The organism is Mycolicibacterium sp. TUM20985 (assembly GCF_030295745.1).
Lineage (GTDB): Bacteria > Actinomycetota > Actinomycetes > Mycobacteriales > Mycobacteriaceae > Mycobacterium.
Genome location: NZ_AP027291.1, coordinates 3,291,352 through 3,314,841 on the forward strand (window position 1 = coordinate 3,291,352; position 23,490 = coordinate 3,314,841).

Genomic DNA, 23,490 nt, shown 5'->3' on the forward strand with positions numbered 1-23,490 from the left:
CATGACGGACACCACCTCCGAACGGCCAGGCATCGACCCCGCCCTCAAGTCGCTCCTCGACGCGGTGCCGCTCGAGTTCACCATCGACGACGGCGTGGAGGTGGCGCGGGAGAAACTCCGCGCGATGAACCCGCCCCCGGAGATGTTGCCGGACATGCGGATCGAGGAACGGGAGATCGGGTACGGCGATCTGGCCGACATTCCCGTCCGCATCTATTGGCCGCCGATCGAGGACCACACAGACCTTCCCGTCGTGGTCTTCTACCACGGCGGTGGGTGGGCGCTCGGTGATCTCGACACCCATGATCACGTCGCGCGCGCCCATGCCGTCGGGGCCGAGGCAATCGTGGTGTCGGTCGACTACCGTCTGGCGCCGGAGCATCCGTTCCCCGCCGGGGTCGACGATGCGTGGGCGGCCCTGCAATGGGTCGGGGAGCACGCCACCGAACTCGGCGGCGACCCCGCTCGGATCGCCGTCGCGGGCGACTCCGCCGGTGGCAATCTGTCCGCGGTGGTGGCGCTGCGGGCGCGCGATGCCGGCGGGCCTCCCCTGGTGTTTCAGCTGCTGTGGTACCCGGTCGCCGTCGGTGACCTGTCGGCACCCTCGTTCACCGAGAACGCGGACGCGCCCATCCTCAACGCGGACGTCACGGCGGCGTTTCTGACCTGGTATCTGCCCGGGCGGGATCTGTCCGATTCGACGGCACTGCCCACCGACATCGCGCCGGCGAATGCCGCGACGCTGGCCGGTCTGCCGCCGGCCTTCATCGGCACCGCAGAGCACGACCCACTGCGCGACGACGGCGGGCGCTACGCCGAATTGCTATCCGCCGCTGGCGTTTCCGTCCAGTTGAGCAATGAGCCGACGATGGTGCACGGCTACGTCAGCCTGGCGATGGTGTCCCCCGCGGCGACCGACGCCACCGACCGCGGGCTGGCGGCACTGAAGGCCGCCCTGCATCCCGAACGGAGGCAAGGATGAACGCACCCGATTTCCACACCATCATCGTCGGCGCCGGGTTCTCCGGCATCGGCGCGGCGATCGAACTCGACAAGGCCGGTCTCGGCGACTACCTCGTCATCGAGGCGGGTGAGGAGCCCGGCGGAACCTGGTACTGGAACACCTATCCCGGCATCGCGGTGGACATTCCGTCGTTCTCGTACCAGTTCTCCTTCGAGCAGAGCGCCGACTGGTCGCGTACCTATGCCAAGGGCCGTGAGCTGAAGGCCTATGCCGAAAGGTGCGTCGACAAGTACGGGCTGCGTCGCAAGATTCGGTTCGCCACCAAGGTGACGGCTGCGGCATTCGACGACGAATCAGATTGCTGGCGAATCGATCTCGATACCGGTGACGCTCTGACGGCACGGTTCGTCGTGAACGCCAGCGGTGTGTTGACGGTGCCCAACCTGCCCGACATCGACGGCGTCGACAGCTTCGCCGGCATCACGATGCACACGGCCCGCTGGGATCACTCCCAAGACCTGGCCGGCAAGCGCGTCGCGATCATCGGCACGGGGGCGTCGGCCGTGCAGGTGATTCCCGAGATCGCGCCGGTCGTCGAGAAGCTCACCGTGTTTCAGCGGACGCCGATCTGGTGCATGCCCAAGCTGGACGTCCCGCTACCCGCGGCCGCACGGTGGGCGATGCGCATCCCCGGCGGCAAGGTCATTCAGCGCGCGCTCAGCCAGGCCTACGTCGAGTTGACGTTCACGATCTCCGCGCAGTACTACACCTGGTTCCCGCTGGCCAATCGCGCCGAGAAGATGGGCCGGGCGTTCCTCAAGCGCGAGGTGCACGATCCCGACGTCCGCGACAAGCTGACCCCGCGGTATGCCGTCGGGTGCAAGCGCCCCGGATTCCACAACACCTATCTGTCGACGTACAACCGCGACAACGTCGAACTGGTGACCGAGCCCATCGACAAGGTCACCGGCTCTGGGGTCGCCACTACCGACGGGGCCACGCGTGACGTCGACGTGCTGATTCTGGCAACGGGTTTCAAGGTGATGGACGTCGACAGCATCCCGACCTTCCCCGTGACCGGGTCGGGCGGACGCTCGCTGGCGGAATTCTGGTCGCAACACCGCCTGCAGGCCTACGAGGGCGTCAGCGTTCCCGGCTTCCCCAACTTCTTCAGCGTGATGGGCCCCTACGGTTATGTCGGCTCGTCGTACTTCGCCCTGATCGAGACGCAGACGCACCACATCGTCAGATGCTTGACGCAGGCGTCCCGTGAGGCCGCGACCCGGGTCGAGGTCTCGAGCGCGGCCAACGACCGGTTCTTCGCCGAGATGATGCGCAAGCGGCATCGACAGATCTTCTGGCAGGACAGCTGCGCCCTCGCCAACAGCTACTACTTCGACCAGAACGGTGACGTCCCGTTGCGACCGACCACCACGGCCGAGGCGATCTGGCGCAGCAGGCATTTCCCGTTGGCCGACTACGAGTTCAGCACATAGTCGATCAACGTGGCGGACCGACGATGACGCTGTCGTACATCTCGGATGCCTCGGCGAGCAGCGCGGGCGAGATCTCGAAGCCGTCGGGTCGTGGTGTCGACCTGTCACGTCCCGCGTGCCGGAACATTCTTTCGATCCCGGCAGGCGTATTGATCATCAGCAGGTCGGCTCTCTTCGACGTGATCCGGTAGGCGTGCGGAATCATCTTGGGTAGGAATACGATTCCCCCCTCGGCGAGTTCCATCACTTGATCGTCGACCCATACCAGCGCCGTGCCCTTGATGAGCATGAAGACTTCGTCTTCGTGGGTGTGGCGGTGATAGGGCGGCGCTTCGCCCTCGCTCACGTCGAACCGCCCGACCATGAGTTGGCCGTCGGTGGCCTTGCCGTCGAGCAGGATCGCTAGCGTGCCTCCGTCGAGCCATTCCAGTTGCTGCTGCCGGTCAGGTTGGGCGAGGTAGGCGGCGCTCACAACTGCACGCCGCGGGTCAGCGCGCCATCGACGAGCAGGTTGGTTCCGCTGATGAAGCTCGCCGCCGAACTGCTCACGAAGACAACGGCATTGGCGACCTCCTGCGGCGTCGCCATCCGACCCGTCGGGTTCAGCCCGAGGGCCGTCGCGAAGAGCTCCGGGTCGTTCTCCTCGATCGATGGCCAGACTCCGCCGGGGAAGTAGGTGTTGCCCGGGCTGACGGTGTTGGCGCGCACTCCTCGCCCCGCCAGCTGGTACGCCAGGCCTTGCGTGTAGTGAATGACGGCAGCTTTCATGGTGCCGTAAGCCCCTGCGAAGACGTCGATTTCGCGGCCGGACACACTGGAGATGGTGACGATCGACCCCGCCCCGGTCGCCAGCAGATGCGGTAACGCGGCGTCGACCAGACCGATGGTGCCCATTAGATCCACGTCGATGCTGCTCCGCCAATCATCGGAGAGGGCGCTGACGTTGGCCACCACGCCATCGATGCTTCCCAGTGATTCGGCGCTAGTGGCGACCCAATCGGCAAGTGCGGGTTGATCAGCCACGTCCACCGCGGTGCCGAAGGCAATGCTGCCATCTCCGGACAGCTCCGCCTGCGCCTCGGCAACCGCTTCCGGCGACCGCGCGCAGAACGCGACGTCGGCGCCTTCGGCCAGCAGCCCTTCGACGATGGCCCGGCCGATCCCGCGGGTGCCGCCGGTGACGAGGAAACGCTTACCAGTCAGTCCGAGTTCCATGTATCTCCCTTAGTATGAGATCGATCCGAGTGTTCTTGCAGCAGTGCGTAGTTCGTCGTGCATTCCGCCGAATGCGGGCGCCGGCGGCAGGAGCCGCTTGTCCACCTTTGTGACAGCGCTGTAGTTCGTGTCGACGACGTTGGCGATGGGCACCTGCGAGATTTGGCTGAGCAACTGGTAGGCGTCGAGACGATCGAGGCCGTACAACTGACCCAGCCAGTCGATCATCTCCACCTGCCCCGCCCGCCAGGCCTCTTCGAGGGGGCGCCCGGAACCGATGCACATCAGGTGGGTGTCGGTCTCGATCCTCGGCCAGGCCGGACCACTGCCCTTGATCAGCTCGACGATGGCGGTCACGTGCATCGCGCCCTCCACCGCGGTGCCGCAAGATTCGCCCTCACCCTGCCGGTAGTGGCCGTCACCGAGTGAGAACAGCGCGCCGTCGACGTTCACGCGGAGGTAACACGTGGCGCCGGCTGCCATTTCGGGACTGTCCATGTTCCCACCGAAGTAGTCGGGCACCAGCGACGTGCGCACTTCGCGGCGAGCAGGCGCCACGCCGACCGTGCCCAGCATGGGGTTGGCAGGCAAGCGGAGCTGAAAGTCACTGGCCAACGCCGAGAACCCCAGGGTCTCGGTCCCGGCGTCGTAGTCGTAGACGTAGGTGCGCTCGGGCAACGGGTCCTGCAGCGTCGGGTTGACCGGGATGCTGGTGAGCCCGCCGAAGAACGGGATCAGCGTCGATGCGCCCCAGGTCCGCGCCGGCGTCAGATCGACCAGATGGACGGCCAAGGTGTCGCCCGGCGCGGCGCCCTCGATCCAGAAGGGGCCGGTCTGGGGATTGAGGTCCTCGGTGTTCAACGCGGTGCTGGCGACGTCGTCCCGGCTGGTGATCCGGCCGCCGTAGGCGTCCTCGGTCCACAGCGTCAGGGCCGTACCCGGCTTGATCCGCATCACGGGCGCCGCCCCACCGAAGGTGTAGGCAAGTTGGTCGACAGTCGGCACGAAGGTCACGTGATCCATGACCCCATCCTGCTGCACCCCGCCCACCCCTGCCCCGCGAGCAGACGCAAAAGGCCCTCAATCATCGCGGCGGGTTCACACGGTCGTCGCAACACTCTCGATGTGAGAGGTTGCGGCGATCGTGTCGTTTTCGGAGGACTGTGGTGAGTTTGGGGATCGGCTAGCAAAGCTCGTTGATGCTGGTGTGCCGGTCGTGGATGCGGCGGGCGCGCTGGGGATCTCGCGGCAGCGGTGTTATGCGATTCTGCGTGCAACGGGCCGGCCGATGGGGCCGCCGCGGAGTCGGCCGACGGTGGATCCGCAGCAGCTGGTGGCGGTGTTCACGGCGACCGCGTCGGTCAATGCAGCGGCGAAGTCGTGCGGTGTCTCGCATTCCCTGGCCAGGCGCCTGCTGGTGGCCGAGGGCCTGGTAGGCGATGTGCGTCAGCCGGTGGGCAAGCCCGATGCCAAGAGCCGGTTCTTCGAGCTGCTGTCGACGGGCTGGTCAGCCAGTAGGGCTGCGCGCGAGGTCGGGGTCAACGAGCGCACGGCCCGCGATTGGCGCGATGGGATCCGCCGAGTGGGCAAGACACGTGTTCATCCCGATGGCACGGTCACCGATTACGCGACCGGCACGCGGTACACACGGCCGGTGAATAGCACCATGTCCCGCAGGATGGGCGAGGCCCACGCACCTGAAGTCGACGACCGGTACCTGTCGTTGCAGGACCGTCTCGCGATCGCCGACGGTCTCCAGGCCGCCCTGACGCTGACGGTGATCGCTGCCGGGATCGGCAAGCACACTTCGACGGTGTCGCGTGAAGTTCGTGGACGCAGCATCGGCGGGTTGTATCTGCCGTATCGAGCGCATAACGCCGCCGCGGTCGACCGGGCCCGACCCAAGCAGTCCAAACTGGTCACCAACCAGAAGCTGCGCCAGGCGGTGGACGATGGGCTCTCGCTGCGCCACTCGCCCGAGCAGATCTCCCACCGCCTCGTCAAGGACTTCCCGGACGACGAAAGCATGCGGGTGAGCCACGAAACGATCTACCAAGCGTTGTACTTCCAAGCCCGCGGTGGTCTGAAACGTGAAGTGGCTCAGGCACTTCGATCAGGCCGCACACGTCGCAAACCGCACCGCGCACCGGGTGCGCGTACCCACCGGTTCACCGACCCGATGATCATGATCTCCGAGCGGCCGGCCGAGGTCGCCGACCGCGCCGTGCCGGGGCATTGGGAGGGAGATCTCATCGTCGGTGAACTGAACAAGACCGCGATCGCCACCCTCGTCGAGCGAGCGACTCGCTACACGCTGCTGGTGCACCTGCCCGACGGCCACGATGCCGAAGCCGTCCGCGACGGCCTGATCGCCACCATCTCGACGCTGCCAGCACATCTTCGAGGATCGCTGACCTGGGACCAGGGCGCAGAGATGGCTCGGCACAAGCAGTTCTCGATGGCCACCGACATGGCGGTCTACTTCTGTGATCCGGCCAGTCCCTGGCAGCGCGGTACCAACGAGAACACCAACGGCCTGCTGCGTCAGTACTTCCCCAAGGGCACCGACTTGAGCGTGTTCGGGCCCGAGGACCTCGAACACGTCAGCCAGCAACTCAACGGCCGCCCACGCAAAACGCTCGGCTGGGATACTCCAGCCGAGCGTCTGCGTGATCTACTAATGACCACTTAACCAGCAGTGTTGCGACGACCCCTAGAAAACGCCCGCGATTGAGGGCCCTTCGCGTCTGCTCGCGGACTGCTCGCGGGGTTACACGGGGCTAGACGGACGCCTTGAGCTCGTCCACCTTGTCGGTCCGCTCCCACGGCAGGTCGACGTCGGTGCGCCCGAAGTGCCCGTAGGCGGCGGTGGGCGCGTAGATCGGCCGCAACAGGTCCAGATCGCGGACGATGGCCCCGGGACGCAGGTCGAACACCGAGGTGATGGCCTTCTCGATGCGGGCGGGGTCGACGGTCTCGGAACCGAACGTCTCGACGAACAGCCCCACGGGGGCGGCCTTGCCGATGGCATAGGCGACCTGGACCTCGACGCGCTCGGCCAGCCCCGCCGCGACGACGTTCTTGGCCACCCAGCGCATCGCGTACGCGGCGGAACGGTCCACCTTCGACGGATCCTTGCCGGAGAACGCGCCGCCGCCGTGGCGGGCCCAGCCGCCGTAGGTGTCGACGATGATCTTGCGGCCGGTCAGACCGGCGTCACCCATCGGGCCGCCGAGCACGAACTTGCCGGTCGGGTTGACCAGCAGGCGGTAGTCGGAGGTGTCCATGGACGGGTGGTCGAGGTCCGCCAAGACGGTGTTGACGACCTTCTCGCGAATGTCGGGCGTCAAGCCGGCTTCGAGATCGATGCCGTCGGCGTGCTGCGTGGACAGCACGACGGTGTCCAGGCGGACCGGGGTGTTGCCGTCGTACTGCACGGTCACCTGCGTCTTGCCGTCGGGCCGCAGGTAGTCCAGCACGCCGCTCTTGCGAACCTCGGTCAACCGGCGAGCGAGACGGTGCGCGATCGCGATCGGCAGCGGCATCAGCTCGGGGGTGTCCTTGATGGCGTACCCGAACATCAGGCCCTGGTCGCCGGCGCCCTGCGCGTCCAGCGGATCGCCCGCGCCCTCGACCCGGGCCTCGTGCGCGGTGTCGACGCCCATCGCGATGTCGGGCGACTGCGCGCCGATGCCGATGTTCACGCCACAGGTCTCGCCGTCGAAGCCCTTCTCCGACGAGTCGTAGCCGATCTCGAGGATGCGCGCGCGCACGGTCTTCGGGATGTCGGCGAACGCCTCCTTGGCCGTCGTCGTGACTTCACCGACGACGTGCACCTGTCCGGTGGTCACCAACGTCTCCACCGCGACGCGGGACTTCGGATCCTGCGCCAGCAGTGCGTCGAGCACCGAGTCGCTGATCGCGTCGCAGATCTTGTCGGGGTGCCCCTCTGTCACCGACTCACTGGTAAACAGCCGACCTTTGCTCACGGTGTCATCCCTTTCCAAAGCTTAGTTATGCGAATCATCTTGGTGCCCTGCTGCAGCCAAGCCTGCGCCGTACTCCGGCGCAACACTTACGCGCAGCGTGTCGCCGTCGAACCCGTCACTCGGCACGGTTCCCGAGGAACGCCACGATCGCGTCCACGATACGGCTCGACATCAGTGTCTTCGAACCGTGCTCCAGGGCGACTTCGTTGCCGTCGGCCGCCAACAGCCAGCCGTCGTTGTTGTCCACCTCGAAGGCGCGGCCCTCCCCGACCGCGTTGACGACCAGGAGGTCGCATCCCTTGCGCTCCAGCTTCGCCCGCGCGTGGAACAGTACGTCGCCGTTGGCGTCACCCGTCTCGGCGGCGAATCCGACGACGGCGCGCATGTTGGGCAGTTGGCCGTCGGCGCGCGCCCGCACGCATTTCGCCAGCACGTCGTCGGTCCGGGTCAGCTCGATGACGGGCGCGGCCTCGGCACCCGGCGCGTGCGACTTCTTGATCTTGCTGGTCGCGACGTGAGTGGGCCGGAAGTCAGCCACTGCGGCGGCCATCACGAGCACGTGCGCGTCGGGCGCGTGCTTGGACACCGCGTCCTGGAGTTGGCTGGCCGAACCGATGTGGACGACGTGCACGCCGGCGGGGTCGTCGAGTCCCGCGGTGTTGCCGGCGATCAACGTGACGTCGGCGCCGCGCTGGGCGGCGACGCGCGCCATGGCATACCCCTGCTTGCCCGAACTGCGGTTGCCGATGAAGCGCACGGGGTCGAGCGGCTCACGCGTACCACCCGCGGTCACCAGCACCTTGACGCCCGCGAGATCGAAGGGCAGCGCGTCGGGTCGGTCCAGCAGGAGCTGCGCCAGCGTGGAGATCTCGTCCGGTTCCGGCAGTCGGCCGGCACCGCTGTCGGATCCGGTGAGCCGGCCCGATGCGGGTTCGAGCACGATGTTCCCGCGCTGCCGCAGGATCTCGACGTTGTGGACGGTGGCGGCGTGCAACCACATCTCGGTGTGCATCGCCGGCGCGAACATGACGGGACACCGTGCGGTCAGCAGGGTCGCGGTCAACAGGTCGTCGGCGCGGCCGGCGACGGCACGGGCCAGCAGGTCGGCCGTCGCCGGAGCGACGACGACCAGATCGGCCTCCTGGCCGATGCGGACGTGCGGAACCTCGTCGACGTCGGAGAACACCCCGGTGCGAACCGGCTGCCCCGACAATGCCTCGAACGTGGCGGCGCCGACGAAGCGAAGCGCCGACTCGGTGGGGACGACGCGGACGGAATGGCCGGCCTCGGCGAGCCGGCGGACCACCGTGCACGCCTTGTAGGCGGCAATGCCGCCCGCGACGCCTACGACGATCCGTTTCCGCTCGCTCATGTCCACTCTTCGCGCGGGAGGCTCATGGCCGGGCGGAGGGCTTAGCCCTCGCCCTCGGTGTGCTCGAGCAGGTCGCCGTGGATCTCGCGCATCGCGATCGACAGCGGCTTCTCCTGGAGGCCCGGCTCGACGAGGGGACCGACGTATTCGAGGATGCCGTCGCCCAGCTGGTTGTAGTAATCGTTGATCTGGCGCGCGCGCTTGGCGGCGTAGATCACCAGTGCGTACTTGCTCGACGCGCGGGACAGCAACTCGTCGATCGGCGGGTTGGTGATGCCCAGCGGGGTGTCGTAGGCGTTGGCGGCGTCGGAGTCGGTGCTCTCGACAGGGGTTGTCACGAAGTTGTCTCCTGGCGTTTTCGCTTGAGGGCTAGCTAACTGCTCAATGTGGTTACGCCGGATCCGGCGTCTTGCCCGTCAGCAAGGATACCAATTCTGAGCAGGCAAATTCCAATTGCCCGTTGACGACGACCACGTCGAAGTCATTCTGGGCAGCGAGTTCGTCGCGTGCGGTGGCGAGTCGGCGCTCCCTCACCTCGGGACTCTCGGTCCCGCGGCCCACCAATCGGGACTCCAGCGCCTCCCAACTCGGCGGGGCCAGGAACACCGTGGTCGCCTCTGGAAGGGCCGCCTTCACCGACCGTGCCCCGGCCAAGTCCACCTCGATGAGCACGGGGAATCCGGCTCGCGCGGCGGTCTTGACGGGCTCGGCAGGGGTCCCCGAGCGATGCAGACCACGGTGGATCTCGGCCCATTCGAGAAGGGCGCCGTCATCGATGAGCTGCTGAAAGTGCTCCGGGGTGACGAACGTGTAGTCGACACCGTCGACCTCACCGGGTCGGGGCGTCCTGGTGGTCGCCGAGACGCTGAAGTACAGGTCCGGAACGCGTTCACGCAGGCAACGCACCACGGTCGACTTGCCGACCGCGGAGGGACCGGACAGCACGACGATTCGATTCATCGCCACCGCCGCCCGGTCCCTCGCCGGCACTAATCTGCCGTGAAGTCGAACTTTTCCAGCAGGGCCTTGCGCTGACGATCGCCGAGGCCGCGCAGGCGGCGGGTCGGTGCGATCTCGAGTTCGGTCATGATCTCCTGCGCCTTGACCTTGCCAACCTTCGGCAACGCTTCCAGCAACGCGGAAACCTTCATCTTGCCCAAGACCTCATCGCTTTCAGCGTCCTTGAGGACCTGCTTGAGGTTGGTGCCGCCACGCTTGAGTCGATCCTTCAACTCAGCTCGCGCTCGACGTGCGGCAGCAGCCTTCTCCAACGCTGCCGCGCGCTGCTCGTCGGTCAACTGGGGAAGGGCCACGGGTTCCTCCGTCTCTCGCCATCTTCGTACTGGCCATCATTTACTTGTGTCTTGACTGGTAGGAGAACCAGCCAGCGACGACGACCGTACCCACGGGCGCTGACGAAAGCTAACCCCACCCCCCGGATTGTCGGGCCAAAAGCGCAGCGTGTAGGGCACTCGGTGCAAAACGGCCAAGCCGTCGACACGCCCATCGCAGATGGCGGTCGCCGTCGCGTTGTGCCTGTACAGCAGTGGTTTTGGGCGCCGGCGGCCGATCGGTGAGCCCGTCGGGGCGGTGACCGCCGGACCGAGGTGCCGCCGCGCAGCACCCAATTGATGAGAATTTCCCTGGTCATGATGTTTCGGGCGTGTCGGGTGCCTCCCGTGCCACGATCGCCAGATCCCGTCCGTCACTCCAGTGGCATCCGTCACGTATGCCACTCATACGGGAGAAAAAGCTGGCGCACAGCTCGCCTCCATAGCGTGCGACGGACGAGGCCTTTCCTCGCCGTTCACGCATCGAAGGGAAGCTGTCATGCACCTGAGACGAGTCACCGGAGCGTCCGCGGTCGCCCTCGGCGTGGGCCTGTGTGCCCTCACCGCCGGCGCGGGATCAGCGGCTGCACAACCTGGCGGTCCCGCGCCGTGCGGCCCTCAGGGCGCCACCTGTCAGGGACCAGGTGGTGGGCCGGGTGGCCCGCCTCGGCAGCAAGGCGACCGGGGCTGGCAAGGCGACCGGGGCGGACCTGGTGATCGAGGCGGACCCCAGTGGGGACCGCCACCGCCCGATCAGGCCTGGCGCGGTATCGATCAGGGCCGTTACGACCACCAGCCCTTCAACTACAACGACAACTGGGTCCAGCCCCTCTTCAACCCCGACTTCAACAACTGGGGCTTCTGGTTCCTCGGCATCTGGATCCCGCTGTGAGCTGATCCATTCCCCAAGCCCAAAGCGGTCGGTGGTGACCCACCGGCCGCTTCCGCGTTGACGAACGATTCACCTGCCCCGTAACCGTCTGTGAGCGAACCGGTTCCGTTTCGTTGCCGAACGCACAGCCAGCGCCCACTTCGGTCACATGGCCAACCCATCTGCCCCGCTTAGTGTTTCGTTTGTGAGGCGAACTCGCGCCTCACACACGATGAGTGGAGAGACACTGATGACCTTCAAGCGAGCCGCCTATGCGTCGACGCTGGCCGCAGGAGTCGGACTTGCCGGGTTGTTCGGCGTCGGCCTCGGCACGGCAGCAGCAGATCCAGGACAACAGTGCAACGCGCCGAACCAACCGCAGTGCGGACAGAATCAGCATCCGAACGGCAACGGCAACGGCAACGGGCCACGCAACAACAACGGACCGGGCAACGCACCCGTCAACTGGCAGGGCCGCGGCGTCGACCAGGGTCGTCAGGACCACCAGCCGTTCAACTGGAACGGCCAGCAGGTCACGCCGATGGCCGCCGGAAACGGTGCGGGCTGGGGCTTCTGGTTCCTGGGCATGTGGATCCCGCTGTAAGCCGACACCGGACGACGCGGCGGCGGGTCACCGGCACGGTGGCCCGCCGTGTGCGGTCGCGCTAGCCGGCCAGGTAGGCGACGGCGTCGCGCATGCGCTCCCCCGCTGCGCGCACGGCGGCGACGTCGGGACCGGCCCGCAACACCTCACGGGATACCGCCGGTAATAGCGTCCCCGCCGCCGCCCCGCCGAGACCGCGGAGGGCGTCGAGCCGACCGCCTTGCGCGCCCACACCGGGCAGGAGTACCGGCCCGCCGACGTCACTCAGGTCGGGCACGTCGGTGAGGGTGGCACCCACCACGACGCCGACCGAACCCGCTGCCGCAGATCGGTTCTCGTGCGCGACGTCATCGACGATCGACTGTGCGACCGTGCGACCGTCGGACTCGGCGAGTTGCACGCTGGCACCCTCTGGATTGGACGTGGCGGCCAGTACGAAGACTCCGCGGCCGTGCTCTGCTGCCGTGTCGAGCAGCGGCCGAAGCGAGCCGAACCCCAGGTAGGGCGACGCCGTCACGGCGTCGCAGGCCAGCGGCGAGTCACCCGCCCACGCCGCCGCATAGGCGGCCATCGTGGAACCGATGTCACCGCGCTTGGCATCGGCGAGCACCAGGACTCCGGCATCGCGCAGCTCGGCGATGGCCGTCTCCAGCACGGAGTACCCTGCCGCGCCATAACTCTCGAAGAAGGCCACCTGCGGTTTGACGACGGCGAAGCCGGCAAACGCCTCGACGCACACGTCGCAGAACGCACTGAGCCCGTCGACGTCGACCGGCAGCCCCCACGACGTCAGCAGTTCGGGGTGCGGATCGATGCCGAGACACAGTGGCCCACGGGCGGCCATCGCAGCCGCCAAGCGCGCCCCGAATCCGGTCACGTCGACGCGCCGAGCCTGCTGTGCAGCTCCTGCAGCGACATGACGCCGATATCACCGCGGATACCCGCCTCGATGCCCTGCACCGCGGCCGATGCCCCCTGCACCGTGGTGACGCACGGAATGTTCATCGCCACTGCCGCCGAACGGATCTCGTACCCGTCGATGCGGGGACCGGAGTTTCCGTAGGGCGTGTTGATCACCATGTCGACCTCACCGGCCCGGATGGCCTCGACAGCCGACATCGCCGGCCGGTCGGGGCTCGGTTCTTCGAAGTGCTTGCGCACCGTGTCGCAGGGGATCCCGTTGCGCCGCAACATCTCCGCGGTTCCCTCGGTGGCGAGCACGCGGAACCCCAGATCGGCGAGCCGTTTGACGGGGAACACCAGCGAGCGCTTGTCGCGGTTGGCCACCGAGACGAACACCGTTCCCTCGGCGGGCAGTGAGCCGTAGGCCGCGGTCTGGCTCTTCGCGAACGCCGTACCGAAGTCGCGGTCGATGCCCATCACCTCGCCCGTCGACTTCATCTCGGGTCCCAGCAGCGAATCGACCTGCGAGCCGTCCGCCTTGCGGAACCGGTTGAAGGGCAGGACCGCCTCCTTGACCGCGATCGGAGCGTTGGGCGAGACGCTGGCGCCGTCCCCCACCGCGGCGAGGATTCCCTCCTCGCGGAGTTCAGCGATCGTGGCGCCCAACATGATTCGTGCACATGCCTTCGCCAAGGGTACGGCGGTCGCCTTCGACACGAACGGCACGGTACGGCTGGCCCGCGGATTGGCCTCGAGAACGTAGAGCACGTCGTCCTTCAGCGCGTACTGGACGTTGAGCAAGCCGACCACGCCGATACCGTGAGCGATGGCCTCGGTGGCGTGGCGGACCGCCGCGATGTCCTGGCGACCCAGCGTCACCGGCGGTAGGGCGCATGCCGAGTCGCCCGAATGGATCCCGGCCTCCTCGATGTGCTCCATCACGCCGCCGATGTACACCTCCGCGCCATCGCACAGGGCGTCCACGTCGATCTCGATGGCATCCTCGAGGAAGCGGTCGACCAGCACGGGGTGCTCCGGCGAGAGCTGAGTGGCGCGAGTGATGTAGCCGCGCAGGGTCTCATCGTCGTAGACGATCTCCATACCGCGCCCGCCGAGGACGTAGGACGGCCGCACCAGCACCGGATAGCCGATGTCAGCGGCGATGTGCCTGGCCTGCTCGAAGCTCGTCGCCATGCCGAACCGCGGGGCGGGCAACCCGGCGTTGCGCAGCACCTCGCCGAACTCCCCGCGATCCTCGGCCAGATCGATCGCCTTCGGGCTGGTGCCGACGATCGGCACGCCGGCGTCGGCGAGACGCTGAGCCAGGCCGAGCGGGGTCTGTCCGCCCAGTTGGACGATCACCCCCACCACACCGGGACCGCCTTCACCGGAGGCGGATTCGGCGTAGTACACCTCGAGTACGTCCTCGAACGTCAACGGTTCGAAGTACAACCTATCGGCGGTGTCGTAGTCGGTCGACACCGTCTCGGGATTGCAGTTCACCATGACCGTCTCGAAGCCGACCTCACTGAGGGTGGTGGCGGCGTGCACGCAGCTGTAGTCGAACTCGATGCCCTGACCGATGCGGTTGGGTCCCGACCCGAGGATCAGCACCTTGGGCTTCTCGGTCTGGGGGGCGACCTCGGTCTCGGCCTCGGGATCGAACTCGTAGGTGCTGTAGTGATAGGGCGTCTTGGCCTCGAACTCCGCAGCGCAGGTGTCCACGGTCTTGTAGACGGGGTGGATCCCCAGCCGACGCCGCAGCGTCCGAACGCCTTCCTCGCCCGCCAGCTCGGGCCGCAGCGCCGCGATTTGGCGATCGGACAACCCGTTGTGCTTGGCGGTGCGCAGCAGGTCCTCGTCGAGAACGGGCGCACTGCGAAGGTCGGTCCACAGCGCCACCAAGCCGTTGATCTGGTCGACGAACCACGGGTCGACTCCGGAGGCCGCGGCCACCTGTTCGACGGTCGCGCCCTGCCGCAGCGCCTGCTCCATGTCGTACAGGCGGCCATCCGTCGGCGTCCTGAGCTTCGTCAACAGTTCGTCGACCGACAGGTCGGGATCCTCACCGGTCCAGAAGCCGCCGCGGCCCGGGTTCTCCAGCGATCGCATGACCTTGCCGAGTGCCTCGATGAAGTTGCGGCCCAACGACATCGCCTCGCCGACCGACTTCATCGTGGTGGTCAGCGTGGGGTCGGCGCCCGGAAACTTCTCGAACGCGAACCGCGGCGCCTTGACGACCACGTAGTCGAGCGTGGGCTCGAAACAGGCCGGGGTCTCCTTGGTGATGTCGTTGACGATCTCGTCGAGCGTGTAGCCGATCGCGAGCTTGGCGGCGATCTTGGCGATCGGGAACCCGGTGGCCTTCGACGCCAGGGCGCTGGAGCGCGAGACGCGGGGATTCATCTCGATGACGACGAGCCTGCCGTCGGCCGGGTCGACCGCGAATTGGATGTTGCAGCCGCCGGTGTCGACGCCGACCTCGCGCAGGATCGCGATGCCGAGGTCGCGCATCGTCTGGTACTCGCGGTCGGTCAGCGTCATCGCCGGTGCGACGGTGACCGAGTCACCCGTGTGCACGCCCATGGGGTCGAAGTTCTCGATCGAGCAGACCACCACCACGTTGTCGCGGTGGTCGCGCATGAGCTCGAGCTCGAATTCCTTCCACCCGAAGATGGATTCCTCGATCAGCACGTTGGCCGTCGGCGACGCGGCGAGACCGTCGCCGGCCATCCGCTCGACGTCCTCGACGCTGTACGCCATGCCGGAGCCGAGGCCGCCCATCGTGAAGGAGGGGCGAACGACGACGGGCAGGCCGAGCTCCTCGACGGTCTCGCGCACCTCCGCCATCGTGAAGCACACCCGTGACTTCGCCGACTCGCCGCCGACCTTGGCGACGATGTCCTTGAACTTCTGCCGGTCCTCACCGCGCTGGATGGCGTCGAAGTCCGCGCCGATCATCTCGACACCGTGACGGTCGAGGGCGCCGTTCTCGTAGAGCGCCACGGCCGTGTTGAGGGCCGTCTGGCCGCCAAGCGTGGCGAGCAGGGCGTCGATCTTGTTGCCGCGCTCAGCCTGCTGGATGATGACCTTCTCGACGAACGCGGCCGTGATGGGCTCGACGTAGGTGTTGTCGGCGTACTCGGGGTCGGTCATGATGGTCGCCGGATTCGAGTTGACCAGGCTGACCTGCAGGCCTTCGGCGCGCAGCACGCGGCAGGCCTGAGTGCCCGAGTAGTCGAACTCGCAGGCCTGGCCGATGACGATCGGCCCCGACCCAATCACCAGCACGTGCTTGAGATCTTCGCGACGTGGCATTAGCTCTCCCCCCTGCTCCCGCGAGCGTGCGTGTCTGCGGCCGACACGCCGCTCTTGAATCGGAGATCGCGCACGCTCGTTGCGGTCCCGAGGCGGCCGTCGAGATGACGACCGTGCGGATTCTCGGCCTCAATGCCGCGTGTCGCACCGCAGACACGCACGCTCGCGGAGGTGGGCATCAGGCTTCATCCCCGGCCATCAGATCGACGAATTGGTCGAACAGATACTCGGCGTCATGGGGTCCCGCCGCCGACTCGGGGTGATATTGCACCGAGAACGCCCTTCCTTCAAGCAGTTTGACGCCTTCGACGACGCCGTCGTTGGCGCAGGTGTGACTGACGATGGCTCGGCCGAATGGCGTGTCGAACTCCTCGCCCGCCTCGCCCTCGAGCGCGAATCCGTGGTTCTGCGCGGTGATCGCGACGCGGCCCGTGATGTGGTCGATGACCGGCACGTTGATGCCCCGGTGGCCGAAGGTCATCTTGTACGTCGAGCGGCCCAGCGCGCGGCCCAGGATCTGATTGCCGAAACAGATTCCCAGTAGCGGGATTCCCGCCTCCAGCACGTTGCGCGTCACCTCGACGACGTGGTCCGCGGTCGCCGGGTCGCCGGGGCCGTTGCTCAGGAACACCCCGTCCGGCTGCAGCGCGGTCAGCTGCTCGAAGGTGGTGTTCGACGGCACGACATGGGTCCGGATGCCTCGCCGGGCGAAGTTCCGCGGCGTGTTGGTCTTGATGCCCAGATCGATTGCCGCGACCGTGAAGCGTTGCGGTCCATCGGGTTCGACGACGTAGGCCGCGTCGGTGCTCACCTCGCCGGCGAGGTCGGCACCCAACATCGAGCGCTGGCTGCGCACCCGATTCAGCAGTTCGTCGGTATCGGCCAATGCGTCGCCGGAGAAGATGCCCGCCTTCATCGACCCGGCGGTGCGGAGGTGGCGGACGAGGGCGCGGGTGTCGATGCCCGCGATCCCGACGATGCCCTGCCGGACCAGTTCGTCGTCGAGGGTGCCGGTGGCGCGCCAGTTCGAGGCCCGCGGTGACGGGTCGCGCACGGCGTACCCGGCGACCCAGATCTTGTCGTCGCGGCTTTCGCCGTCCTCGCGGTTCCAGCCGGTGTTGCCGATCTGCGGGGCCGTCGCGACGACGATCTGGCCGTGGTAGCTCGGGTCGGTCAGGGTCTCCTGATAGCCCGACATCCCGGTGGAGAACACCGCCTCCCCCAGCGTCTGACCAACGGCGCCGAACGTGGTGCCGGTGAAGGACCGCCCGTCGTCGAGGACGAGAACCGCCTTTGCGCCACTCATGCAGCCTCCTCTACCCAGTTGTCGAGTTCGCGGCGGTCGTCGCCGCGGAACCCGGTGTCGATCTCGGTGCCTGACGGCAACTTCCAGCGGATCGCGAGGATGCCGTCGTGGGTCAATGCCTTCCCGGCGATGCCCCGCTCGCGGCGGATCGCGGTGATCGACTCGTCCGGAATCCAGATCGGTCCGGCACCCGTGCGCTGCACCATGATTCCCTCCGGATAGCGCGTCAACACCGCCTTGCTGCGGAAGCCGAGGTCCCCCACGGCGATGCGGTCCTGCCAGCTCGGAGCGATCGTGCTCCCGACGTACAACCCCTTGGTGGCGGGGACGATCGCAGGTCCCACGGTGTCGGGCAGCGGCGGCAGTGCGCCGATCATCTCCGCCTGTCGCTGAGCCCGGTGCAGCCAGCCCCGCATCATCTGCCGGATGAAGAACGCGATGAGCAGCGCCAGCAGCGCAGCGATGATCAGCAGGGCGATCAGGGTAGGGGTGTTCACGGCGCTGCTCCCCCAGCCGCTTCGCTCCCGCCCGCCGGTGGGCTCTTCCCGTCTCGCGCAGTCACTTTGCCGCGCAACAGGGTCAGCGTCACGACCCCGGGCAGGGTCATCGACTCGTACGGGGTGTTGTCCGACCGGCTGGCCAGGTCGGCTCCGCTCACCGTCCAGGTGGCGTCGGGGTCGACGACCGTCAGGTTGGCGGGCTCGCCCACCTCCAGCGGCCTACCCTGATCGGGAAGTCCGACGATGCTCGCGGGGGCCTCGCTCATCACCCGCGCGACGTCGCGCCACGTCATCGCACCCGGTTGCACCATGGTCTCGACGACGACGGAGAGCGCGGTCTGCAGCCCGAGCATGCCCGGCCGGGCGACCGCGAACTCGCACATCTTCTCGTGCTCGGCGTGCGGAGCGTGATCGGTGGCGACGCAGTCGATCACACCGTCGGCGAGGGCCTGCCGCAACGCCAGGGCGTCGGAGGCCTCGCGCAGCGGCGGGGTGACGCGGTTGCGACCGTCGTAGGACTCGAGTCGCGCGTCGTCGAGCAGCAGGTGATGCGGCGTCACCTCTGCAGTGATCGAAATGCCCTGCGCCTTGGCCCATCTCACCAACTCGACGGTGCCTGCGGTGGAGGCATGACAGATGTGGACGCGCGCTCCGGCGTCACGGGCGAGGATGGCGTCACGCGCGACGATCGACTCCTCGGCCGATCGCGGCCAGCCGGCCAACCCCAGCCGGGCCGCGTTGGGGCCCTCGTGGGCGACTGCGCCGACCGTCAGTCGCGGCTCCTCGGCGTGCTGGGCGATCAAGACGCCCAGGCCGCTAGCGTATTCCAACGCCCGCCGCATGATCAGCGGGTCGTGCACGCAGATGCCGTCGTCCGAGAACATCCGCACCCGGCCCACCCCGGCGGCCATCAGGCCCATCTCGGTGAGTTGAGCGCCCTTCAGACCCACGGTCACCGCACCAACCGGGTGCACGTCGACCAGGCCGACCTGCTGGCCGCGGTGCCAGACGTGGTCGGTGACGACGGGACTGTCGGCGACGGGGTCGGTATTGGCCATCGCGAACACCGCCGTGTAGCCACCCAGAGCTGCTGCCGCCGAACCCGTTTCGATGTCCTCGGCGTACTCCCGGCCCGGCTCGCGGAGATGGGTGTGCAGATCGACGAAGCCGGGCAGCAACACCTGGCCGCGGGCGTCGATCACCTCGGCGTCATCGGGAACGGCCAGATCGGATCCGAGCGCGGCGATCTGCCCGTCGTCGACCAGGACGTCGATGGGGTCACCCTCGCCGTAGCGCAGCACACCCCGAATGAGGACACTCATGCATTCACCTCTGAGCCAGCACCGACGAGAAGATGGAACAGCACCGCCATCCGGACGTGGACGCCATTGGAAACCTGTTGCAGAACCGCCGATTGCGGCGAATCAGCCACCGAGGACGCGATCTCCATGCCGCGCAGCATCGGCCCGGGGTGCAGTACCACCGCGTGGTCGGCGAGCTTCGCCGACCGCTTCTCCGACAGCCCGTAGAGCACCGAGTACTCCCGCGCCGACGGGAAGAAGCCGCCGTTCATCCGCTCGGCTTGCACGCGCAGCATGAGCACCGCGTCGGCGCCCGGCAGTTCGGCGTCGAGGTCATGAGTCACCGTGACCGGCCACGTCTCGACGCCCACGGGCAGCAGGGTGGGCGGCGCGACGAGCACCACCTCGGCGCCCAGGGTGGACAGCAGCAGCACATTGGAGCGCGCCACCCGGCTGTGCAGCACGTCGCCCACGATCACGACCCGCTTGCCCTCGATGGAGCCCAGCCGCTGACGGATGGTCAGCGCGTCGAGCAGCGCCTGCGTCGGATGCTCGTGGGTCCCGTCACCGGCGTTGATCACGCTGGGACCGGAGTCGTTGGCCTCACGCGTCCACTCCGCAAGCTGTTGTGCCGCACCCGAAGCCGGGTGCCGGATGATCAGCGCGTCGGCGCCGGCGGCGCGCAGGGTGAGCGCGGTGTCGCGCAGCGACTCGCCCTTGGCCACCGATGATCCCGACGAGCTGACGTTGATGACGTCGGCACTCATCCACTTGCCCGCGACCTCGAACGACACCCTGGTCCTGGTCGAGTTCTCGTAGAACATCGTGATGACCGTCCGCCCGCGCAGCGTCGGCAGCTTCTTGACCTCTCGGCCTAGGAGGGCCTTGCTGAACCGGTCGGCGTCGTCGAGGATCGCGGTGGCCTCGTCGCGGCTGAGGTCGGCCGCAGAGAGCAGGTGCCGGGTCATGGCAGTCTCCTCTTCGCGCAAGCGCTCATCATCGCACCGGCCCGCCGTGCGAGGCGATCAGCACGCCATCGCGGCCGTCGTCTTCGGTCAACAGCACCTTGATGTTGTCGTTGCGGGAGGTGGGCACGTTCTTGCCGACGTAGTCGGCGCGGAAGGGAAGCTCGCGGTGACCCCGATCGACGAGCGCCGCGAGTTGCACCGCGCGTGGGCGACCGACGTCCCGGAGCGCGTCGAGTGCGGCTCGTACGGTACGCCCGGAATAGAGCACGTCGTCGACGAGAACCACTACCGCGTCATCGATTCCACCCTCGGGGATCGAGGTGTCCTCGAGTGGACGCGGTGGCTTGAAGTTGAGGTCGTCGCGGTACAGAGTGACGTCGAGCGCCCCTGCGGAGACCGGGACCGAGGAGAACTCGGTGATGTTGAGCGCCAGGCGGGCGGCGAGCGTAACCCCGCGGGTCGGAATGCCGAGGAGGATCACGCGGGGCGCATCGACGGCGTCGAGGGCGGTCTTCTCGATGATCTGATGAGCGATGCGGGCGACGGTCCGGCTCACGTCGGCGGCGGACATCAATTCCCGGTCGGGGCTGGGTGCAGCCATATCAACCTGGACCTCCTTCTCCGCCTCTCGGGACGGATCGTTAAAGGACGTCGAACTTCCGCGGCAGCTTAGCACCCGGCGGAATCACCCGAGGCCCCCACTAGGCTGACCCGGTGAAACTCGACGACAACCAGGCGTCCATCCGCGACGCCATCGACGCCGGCTTGCTGGCGGGCGCCGTCACGATGGTGTGGCAGGCGGGCCGGGTGTTGCAGGTCAACGAACTCGGCCACCGTGACGTCCACGCGGGGCTACCGATGCAGCGCGACACCATCTTCCGGATCGCCTCGATGACCAAGCCGGTCACGGTCGCGGCGGCGATGTCGATGGTCGAGGAAGGCGCCTTCGCCCTCGGGGACTCCGTCGCGCAGTGGCTGCCCGAGCTCGCCGACGTCCGGGTGATGGCGGACCCGACGGGACCGCTCGAGACCACGGTGCCCCTGCGACGGCCGATCACGTTCGACGATCTGATGACCCACCGCAGCGGCCTGGCCTACGCGTTCTCGGTCGGGCCGCCCTTGGGCCGGGCGTACGGCACGCTGATGTTCCGACAGGACCAGGACCGCTGGCTCGCCGAACTCGCCCGGCTGCCGCTGGCCCACCAGCCCGGCGATCGGCTGACCTACAGCCACGCGACCGACGTGCTGGGGATCGCGCTGTCCCGGATCGCGGGCGAACCACTGGCCGACGTGCTAGCGACCCGCATCCTGGGACCTCTCGGCATGTCCGACACCGGTTTCAAGGTGAGCCACGAAGGGCGCCGACGAGCCGCCACGATGTACCAGCTCGACGAGACCGGCACCCTGCGGGACGACGTCATGAGCCCGGCGCCGGTGACCCTCCCGACGTTCTGCACCGGCGGGGCCGGCCTCTGGTCGACGGCCGACGACTACCTCGCGTTCGCCCGCATGCTGCTCGGCGAGGGTTCGGTGAATGGCGTCACGGTGCTCTCCGAGGAATCGGTGCGGCTGATGCGGACGGACAGACTGACCGACCAGCAGCGGACCCAACCGTTCCTGGGGATGCCGTTCTGGCGGAGCCGCGGCTTCGGCCTGAACCTGTCCGTCGTCACCGATGCCGCACAGTCGCGTCAGCTATACGGGCCGGGCGGAGTCGGCACGTTCAGTTGGCCCGGGGCGTACGGCACGTGGTGGCAGGCCGATCCCGCCGCGGATCTGATCATGCTGTACCTCATCCAGAACCTGCCCGATCTCAGCCCGGACGCTGCCGCCGCCGCGGTGGCCGGCAACACCTCACTGGCGAAGCTGCAGGCGGCGCAGCCGCGGTTCGTCCGCCGCACGTATCAGGCGCTGGAGTCGTAGCCTCAGCCGCCGAGTTCGGACACCTCGGCATCGAGGATCGCCGCCTGCCTGGCGACGTCGTCGTCGGCTAGGTCACTCCCGGCGCCGGTGCGCTCCAACAGCTCTACGCGTGAGATCACCTCCCACGCACCCCGATGCGCATCATCGTGGAGGGCACTGGGACCGACGACCTCGACCCGGCCCTCGATCAGCACCAGAATGGCGTCCTCGTCGGCGTCGAGCAGCTTGCGTACGTCATCACCTTGAATCGTCATGACCGGGGTGTTCCCTCCCCGAGCACCGCTAAGCAGCAGTTGGCCACCGCGTCCTGCTCGAGTACTGGGTCTGCGGACCGGGCCCCCGACGCCTTCGCGGAAATACGTGGGCGCACAACGGACGACGCACCCGGCGGGTGAACCTCACATCGACCGGGACAACACCCGGCCGAACTGCAGCAGCCGCTGCATTTGAGCCAGGCCGCCGTCGTCGACCGTCTTGGTGAACCGGAAGGACTCGCAGAACAGGTCGGTGTCGACCGCGGACTTCTGCCGTGTCCGCGTCAACAGCTGGGTGTACATCCGCAGGCGGACTTCGGCGAGCCTGCGGGTGCCGTCGTCGAGGACCTCGAACTCGGTGGTGAGGATGTGGTCGGTGATGGTCGACAGCAGAATGGTCCGCGCCGACGCGTTGAGCAGGCGCCGGGGCGCTTCATCTGCCTCGGTCAGCAGTTCGTCGTCCGCCCGCCACATGATGAGACGACGACCGTCGGTGAGCAGGATCTCCTGCCACACGGCCTCGCCCCAGGCGTCCTCGCTGGTGCCGCGGGACATGACGAACGACCTGATCGCGGAGAATTCGACCAGCGCCCGCAGTTGGTCGAGCGCCAGTTCCGGATCCCGCAGGTAGACCCTGGCGGCCTGGTCGAGTGTGCTGTAGGGCGCCCAATCCTGCGGTGCCGCCATCAGGCTCCCTCGGGGGTACTCCGGACGGCGGCCGCGGCGGCGCGGATCTGGGGGGTCACCAGCATCACCTGGCCGAGCACACCGTTGACGAACCCCGGCGAGTCGTCGGTGGACAGGCTCTTGGCCAACTCCACGGCCTCATCGACGGCCACCGGCTCGGGCACGTCGTCGGCGTGCAGCAGCTCCCACACCGCGACCCGAAGCACCGCCCGGTCGACGGCGGGGAGGCGTTCCAGCGTCCAGCCCTGCAGGTGAGCCGAGATCAGGTCGTCGATGTGCGCGGCGTGCTCGGTGACGCCTCGTGCGACGGTCACGGTGTACGGGTTCAGCGTCGACAGCTCGGAGTCGGTCTCCGCCAACGACGTTCGCCCGTCGGCAATCTCGGCGGGGGTCAGCCCGCGGGCCTCCGCCTCGAACAACAGGTCGACGGCACGTTTGCGGGCCTGGTGGCGGCCGCGGTCCCCGCGACGGTCACTCATCCCGTCGCT

24 protein-coding genes are annotated in these 23,490 nt (G+C 67.6%); 6 read left to right on the forward strand and 18 right to left on the reverse strand.

Annotated elements, in window-relative coordinates; genetic code table 11:
* Nucleotide 1: 1 nt before the first annotated feature.
* Together QUE68_RS16070 and QUE68_RS16075 are read left to right on the forward strand one after the other, a co-directional pair.
* Nucleotides 2-982, forward strand: a complete 981-nt coding sequence (locus QUE68_RS16070; RefSeq protein ID WP_284227080.1) for an alpha/beta hydrolase — start codon at nucleotides 2-4, stop codon at nucleotides 980-982.
* Nucleotides 979-2,460, forward strand: a complete 1,482-nt coding sequence (locus tag QUE68_RS16075; protein WP_284227081.1) for a flavin-containing monooxygenase — start codon at nucleotides 979-981, stop codon at nucleotides 2,458-2,460. Before QUE68_RS16070 ends, QUE68_RS16075 begins: the two co-directional genes overlap by 4 nt.
* Nucleotides 2,461-2,464: 4 nt before the next feature.
* Here the strand turns inward: QUE68_RS16075 and QUE68_RS16080 are convergent, their stop codons facing one another.
* From QUE68_RS16080 to QUE68_RS16090, 3 genes are read right to left on the reverse strand one after another with little or no spacing between them, the layout of a single operon-like run.
* Nucleotides 2,465-2,932 carry a cupin domain-containing protein gene (locus QUE68_RS16080; protein ID WP_284227082.1) on the reverse strand — a complete coding sequence of 156 codons (468 nt, stop codon included), beginning with the start codon at nucleotides 2,930-2,932 and terminating at the stop codon, nucleotides 2,465-2,467.
* Complete coding sequence (locus tag QUE68_RS16085; protein WP_284227083.1) at nucleotides 2,929-3,675, reverse strand: SDR family NAD(P)-dependent oxidoreductase; 747 nt, start codon at nucleotides 3,673-3,675, stop codon at nucleotides 2,929-2,931. Before QUE68_RS16085 ends, QUE68_RS16080 begins: the two co-directional genes overlap by 4 nt.
* Before the next feature lie 9 nt (nucleotides 3,676-3,684).
* Nucleotides 3,685-4,698, reverse strand: coding sequence for an acetamidase/formamidase family protein (locus QUE68_RS16090; RefSeq protein ID WP_284235812.1), 1,014 nt, complete (start codon nucleotides 4,696-4,698; stop codon nucleotides 3,685-3,687).
* 469 nt (nucleotides 4,699-5,167) lie between these two features.
* On the opposite strand from QUE68_RS16090, the gene QUE68_RS16095 reads away from it, so the two are divergent.
* Nucleotides 5,168-6,367 (forward strand): IS30 family transposase, encoded by a 1,200-nt coding sequence (locus QUE68_RS16095; RefSeq protein WP_455013472.1) that lies wholly within the window; start codon nucleotides 5,168-5,170, stop codon nucleotides 6,365-6,367.
* An 88-nt stretch (nucleotides 6,368-6,455) separates the two neighbouring features.
* Here the strand turns inward: QUE68_RS16095 and metK are convergent, their stop codons facing one another.
* The 5 genes from metK to mihF form a co-directional block, all read right to left on the reverse strand.
* Nucleotides 6,456-7,664, reverse strand: coding sequence for a methionine adenosyltransferase (gene metK, locus QUE68_RS16100; protein ID WP_284227085.1), 1,209 nt, complete (start codon nucleotides 7,662-7,664; stop codon nucleotides 6,456-6,458).
* Nucleotides 7,665-7,779: 115 nt separating this feature from the next.
* Nucleotides 7,780-9,036 carry a bifunctional phosphopantothenoylcysteine decarboxylase/phosphopantothenate--cysteine ligase CoaBC gene (gene coaBC, locus QUE68_RS16105; protein ID WP_284227086.1) on the reverse strand — a complete coding sequence of 419 codons (1,257 nt, stop codon included), beginning with the start codon at nucleotides 9,034-9,036 and terminating at the stop codon, nucleotides 7,780-7,782.
* A gap of 41 nt (nucleotides 9,037-9,077) precedes the next feature.
* Nucleotides 9,078-9,374: a DNA-directed RNA polymerase subunit omega gene (gene rpoZ, locus QUE68_RS16110; RefSeq protein ID WP_140696413.1), complete on the reverse strand. Its 297-nt coding sequence runs from the start codon at nucleotides 9,372-9,374 to the stop codon at nucleotides 9,078-9,080.
* 52 nt (nucleotides 9,375-9,426) lie between these two features.
* Nucleotides 9,427-9,996, reverse strand: coding sequence for a guanylate kinase (gene gmk, locus QUE68_RS16115; protein ID WP_284227087.1), 570 nt, complete (start codon nucleotides 9,994-9,996; stop codon nucleotides 9,427-9,429).
* Between the two features lie 29 nt (nucleotides 9,997-10,025).
* Nucleotides 10,026-10,349, reverse strand: coding sequence for an integration host factor, actinobacterial type (mihF, locus tag QUE68_RS16120; RefSeq protein WP_057165041.1), 324 nt, complete (start codon nucleotides 10,347-10,349; stop codon nucleotides 10,026-10,028).
* Between the two features lie 517 nt (nucleotides 10,350-10,866).
* On the opposite strand from mihF, the gene QUE68_RS16125 reads away from it, so the two are divergent.
* A complete protein-coding gene (locus QUE68_RS16125; RefSeq protein ID WP_284235811.1) occupies nucleotides 10,867-11,259 on the forward strand; it encodes a hypothetical protein in 393 nt (130 codons plus the stop codon).
* A 229-nt stretch (nucleotides 11,260-11,488) separates the two neighbouring features.
* The gene (locus tag QUE68_RS16130) at nucleotides 11,489-11,842 is read left to right on the forward strand and encodes a hypothetical protein (RefSeq protein ID WP_284227094.1); all 354 of its coding nucleotides are present in this window, start codon (nucleotides 11,489-11,491) and stop codon (nucleotides 11,840-11,842) included.
* Nucleotides 11,843-11,903: 61 nt separating this feature from the next.
* Here the strand turns inward: QUE68_RS16130 and pyrF are convergent, their stop codons facing one another.
* From pyrF to pyrR, 7 genes are all read right to left on the reverse strand, one after another.
* Nucleotides 11,904-12,719: an orotidine-5'-phosphate decarboxylase gene (gene pyrF / locus QUE68_RS16135; RefSeq protein ID WP_284235810.1), complete on the reverse strand. Its 816-nt coding sequence runs from the start codon at nucleotides 12,717-12,719 to the stop codon at nucleotides 11,904-11,906.
* Nucleotides 12,716-16,063, reverse strand: a complete 3,348-nt coding sequence (gene carB, locus QUE68_RS16140; protein ID WP_284235809.1) for a carbamoyl-phosphate synthase large subunit — start codon at nucleotides 16,061-16,063, stop codon at nucleotides 12,716-12,718. The genes pyrF and carB overlap by 4 nt, the downstream gene beginning before the upstream one ends.
* Nucleotides 16,064-16,241: 178 nt before the next feature.
* Nucleotides 16,242-17,369: a glutamine-hydrolyzing carbamoyl-phosphate synthase small subunit gene (carA, locus tag QUE68_RS16145; protein WP_284227097.1), complete on the reverse strand. Its 1,128-nt coding sequence runs from the start codon at nucleotides 17,367-17,369 to the stop codon at nucleotides 16,242-16,244.
* Nucleotides 17,366-17,866, reverse strand: a complete 501-nt coding sequence (locus QUE68_RS16150) for a PH-like domain-containing protein (RefSeq protein ID WP_284227098.1) — start codon at nucleotides 17,864-17,866, stop codon at nucleotides 17,366-17,368. The genes carA and QUE68_RS16150 overlap by 4 nt, the downstream gene beginning before the upstream one ends.
* Nucleotides 17,863-19,191 (reverse strand): dihydroorotase, encoded by a 1,329-nt coding sequence (locus tag QUE68_RS16155; protein WP_284227099.1) that lies wholly within the window; start codon nucleotides 19,189-19,191, stop codon nucleotides 17,863-17,865. The genes QUE68_RS16150 and QUE68_RS16155 overlap by 4 nt, the downstream gene beginning before the upstream one ends.
* Nucleotides 19,188-20,138 carry an aspartate carbamoyltransferase catalytic subunit gene (locus QUE68_RS16160; RefSeq protein ID WP_284227100.1) on the reverse strand — a complete coding sequence of 317 codons (951 nt, stop codon included), beginning with the start codon at nucleotides 20,136-20,138 and terminating at the stop codon, nucleotides 19,188-19,190. The genes QUE68_RS16155 and QUE68_RS16160 overlap by 4 nt, the downstream gene beginning before the upstream one ends.
* Before the next feature lie 28 nt (nucleotides 20,139-20,166).
* Entirely contained in the window at nucleotides 20,167-20,739 is a 573-nt protein-coding gene (gene pyrR / locus QUE68_RS16165) for a bifunctional pyr operon transcriptional regulator/uracil phosphoribosyltransferase PyrR (RefSeq protein WP_284227101.1), read from the reverse strand.
* Between the two features lie 113 nt (nucleotides 20,740-20,852).
* On the opposite strand from pyrR, the gene QUE68_RS16170 reads away from it, so the two are divergent.
* The gene (locus QUE68_RS16170) at nucleotides 20,853-22,061 is read left to right on the forward strand and encodes a serine hydrolase domain-containing protein (protein ID WP_284235808.1); all 1,209 of its coding nucleotides are present in this window, start codon (nucleotides 20,853-20,855) and stop codon (nucleotides 22,059-22,061) included.
* Between the two features lie 2 nt (nucleotides 22,062-22,063).
* On the opposite strand, the gene QUE68_RS16175 is transcribed toward QUE68_RS16170, so the two are convergent.
* From QUE68_RS16175 to nusB, 3 genes are all read right to left on the reverse strand, one after another.
* Nucleotides 22,064-22,315 carry a hypothetical protein gene (locus QUE68_RS16175; protein WP_284227103.1) on the reverse strand — a complete coding sequence of 84 codons (252 nt, stop codon included), beginning with the start codon at nucleotides 22,313-22,315 and terminating at the stop codon, nucleotides 22,064-22,066.
* Nucleotides 22,316-22,459: 144 nt separating this feature from the next.
* A complete protein-coding gene (locus tag QUE68_RS16180) occupies nucleotides 22,460-23,002 on the reverse strand; it encodes a hypothetical protein (RefSeq protein ID WP_284235807.1) in 543 nt (180 codons plus the stop codon).
* The gene (nusB, locus tag QUE68_RS16185) at nucleotides 23,002-23,481 is read right to left on the reverse strand and encodes a transcription antitermination factor NusB (RefSeq protein WP_284227105.1); all 480 of its coding nucleotides are present in this window, start codon (nucleotides 23,479-23,481) and stop codon (nucleotides 23,002-23,004) included. Before nusB ends, QUE68_RS16180 begins: the two co-directional genes overlap by 1 nt.
* Between the last annotated feature and the right edge of the window lie 9 nt (nucleotides 23,482-23,490).

What these genes read in the sequence shown, in the direction of transcription:
- gmk (WP_284227087.1), bottom strand. Translation starts at nt 9,996, where the DNA reads ATGAATCGAATCGTCGTGCTGTCCGGTCCCTCCGCGGTCGGCAAGTCG.
- QUE68_RS16175 (WP_284227103.1), bottom strand. Translation starts at nt 22,315, where the DNA reads ATGACGATTCAAGGTGATGACGTACGCAAGCTGCTCGACGCCGACGAG.
- QUE68_RS16125 (WP_284235811.1), top strand. Translation starts at nt 10,867, where the DNA reads ATGCACCTGAGACGAGTCACCGGAGCGTCCGCGGTCGCCCTCGGCGTG.
- QUE68_RS16090 (WP_284235812.1), bottom strand. Translation starts at nt 4,698, where the DNA reads ATGGATCACGTGACCTTCGTGCCGACTGTCGACCAACTTGCCTACACC.
- carA (WP_284227097.1), bottom strand. Translation starts at nt 17,369, where the DNA reads ATGAGTGGCGCAAAGGCGGTTCTCGTCCTCGACGACGGGCGGTCCTTC.
- QUE68_RS16130 (WP_284227094.1), top strand. Translation starts at nt 11,489, where the DNA reads ATGACCTTCAAGCGAGCCGCCTATGCGTCGACGCTGGCCGCAGGAGTC.
- QUE68_RS16160 (WP_284227100.1), bottom strand. Translation starts at nt 20,138, where the DNA reads ATGACCCGGCACCTGCTCTCTGCGGCCGACCTCAGCCGCGACGAGGCC.
- pyrR (WP_284227101.1), bottom strand. Translation starts at nt 20,739, where the DNA reads ATGGCTGCACCCAGCCCCGACCGGGAATTGATGTCCGCCGCCGACGTG.
- QUE68_RS16085 (WP_284227083.1), bottom strand. Translation starts at nt 3,675, where the DNA reads ATGGAACTCGGACTGACTGGTAAGCGTTTCCTCGTCACCGGCGGCACC.
- QUE68_RS16180 (WP_284235807.1), bottom strand. Translation starts at nt 23,002, where the DNA reads ATGGCGGCACCGCAGGATTGGGCGCCCTACAGCACACTCGACCAGGCC.
- carB (WP_284235809.1), bottom strand. Translation starts at nt 16,063, where the DNA reads ATGCCACGTCGCGAAGATCTCAAGCACGTGCTGGTGATTGGGTCGGGG.
- QUE68_RS16155 (WP_284227099.1), bottom strand. Translation starts at nt 19,191, where the DNA reads ATGAGTGTCCTCATTCGGGGTGTGCTGCGCTACGGCGAGGGTGACCCC.
- nusB (WP_284227105.1), bottom strand. Translation starts at nt 23,481, where the DNA reads ATGAGTGACCGTCGCGGGGACCGCGGCCGCCACCAGGCCCGCAAACGT.
- QUE68_RS16075 (WP_284227081.1), top strand. Translation starts at nt 979, where the DNA reads ATGAACGCACCCGATTTCCACACCATCATCGTCGGCGCCGGGTTCTCC.
- coaBC (WP_284227086.1), bottom strand. Translation starts at nt 9,036, where the DNA reads ATGAGCGAGCGGAAACGGATCGTCGTAGGCGTCGCGGGCGGCATTGCC.
- QUE68_RS16070 (WP_284227080.1), top strand. Translation starts at nt 2, where the DNA reads ATGACGGACACCACCTCCGAACGGCCAGGCATCGACCCCGCCCTCAAG.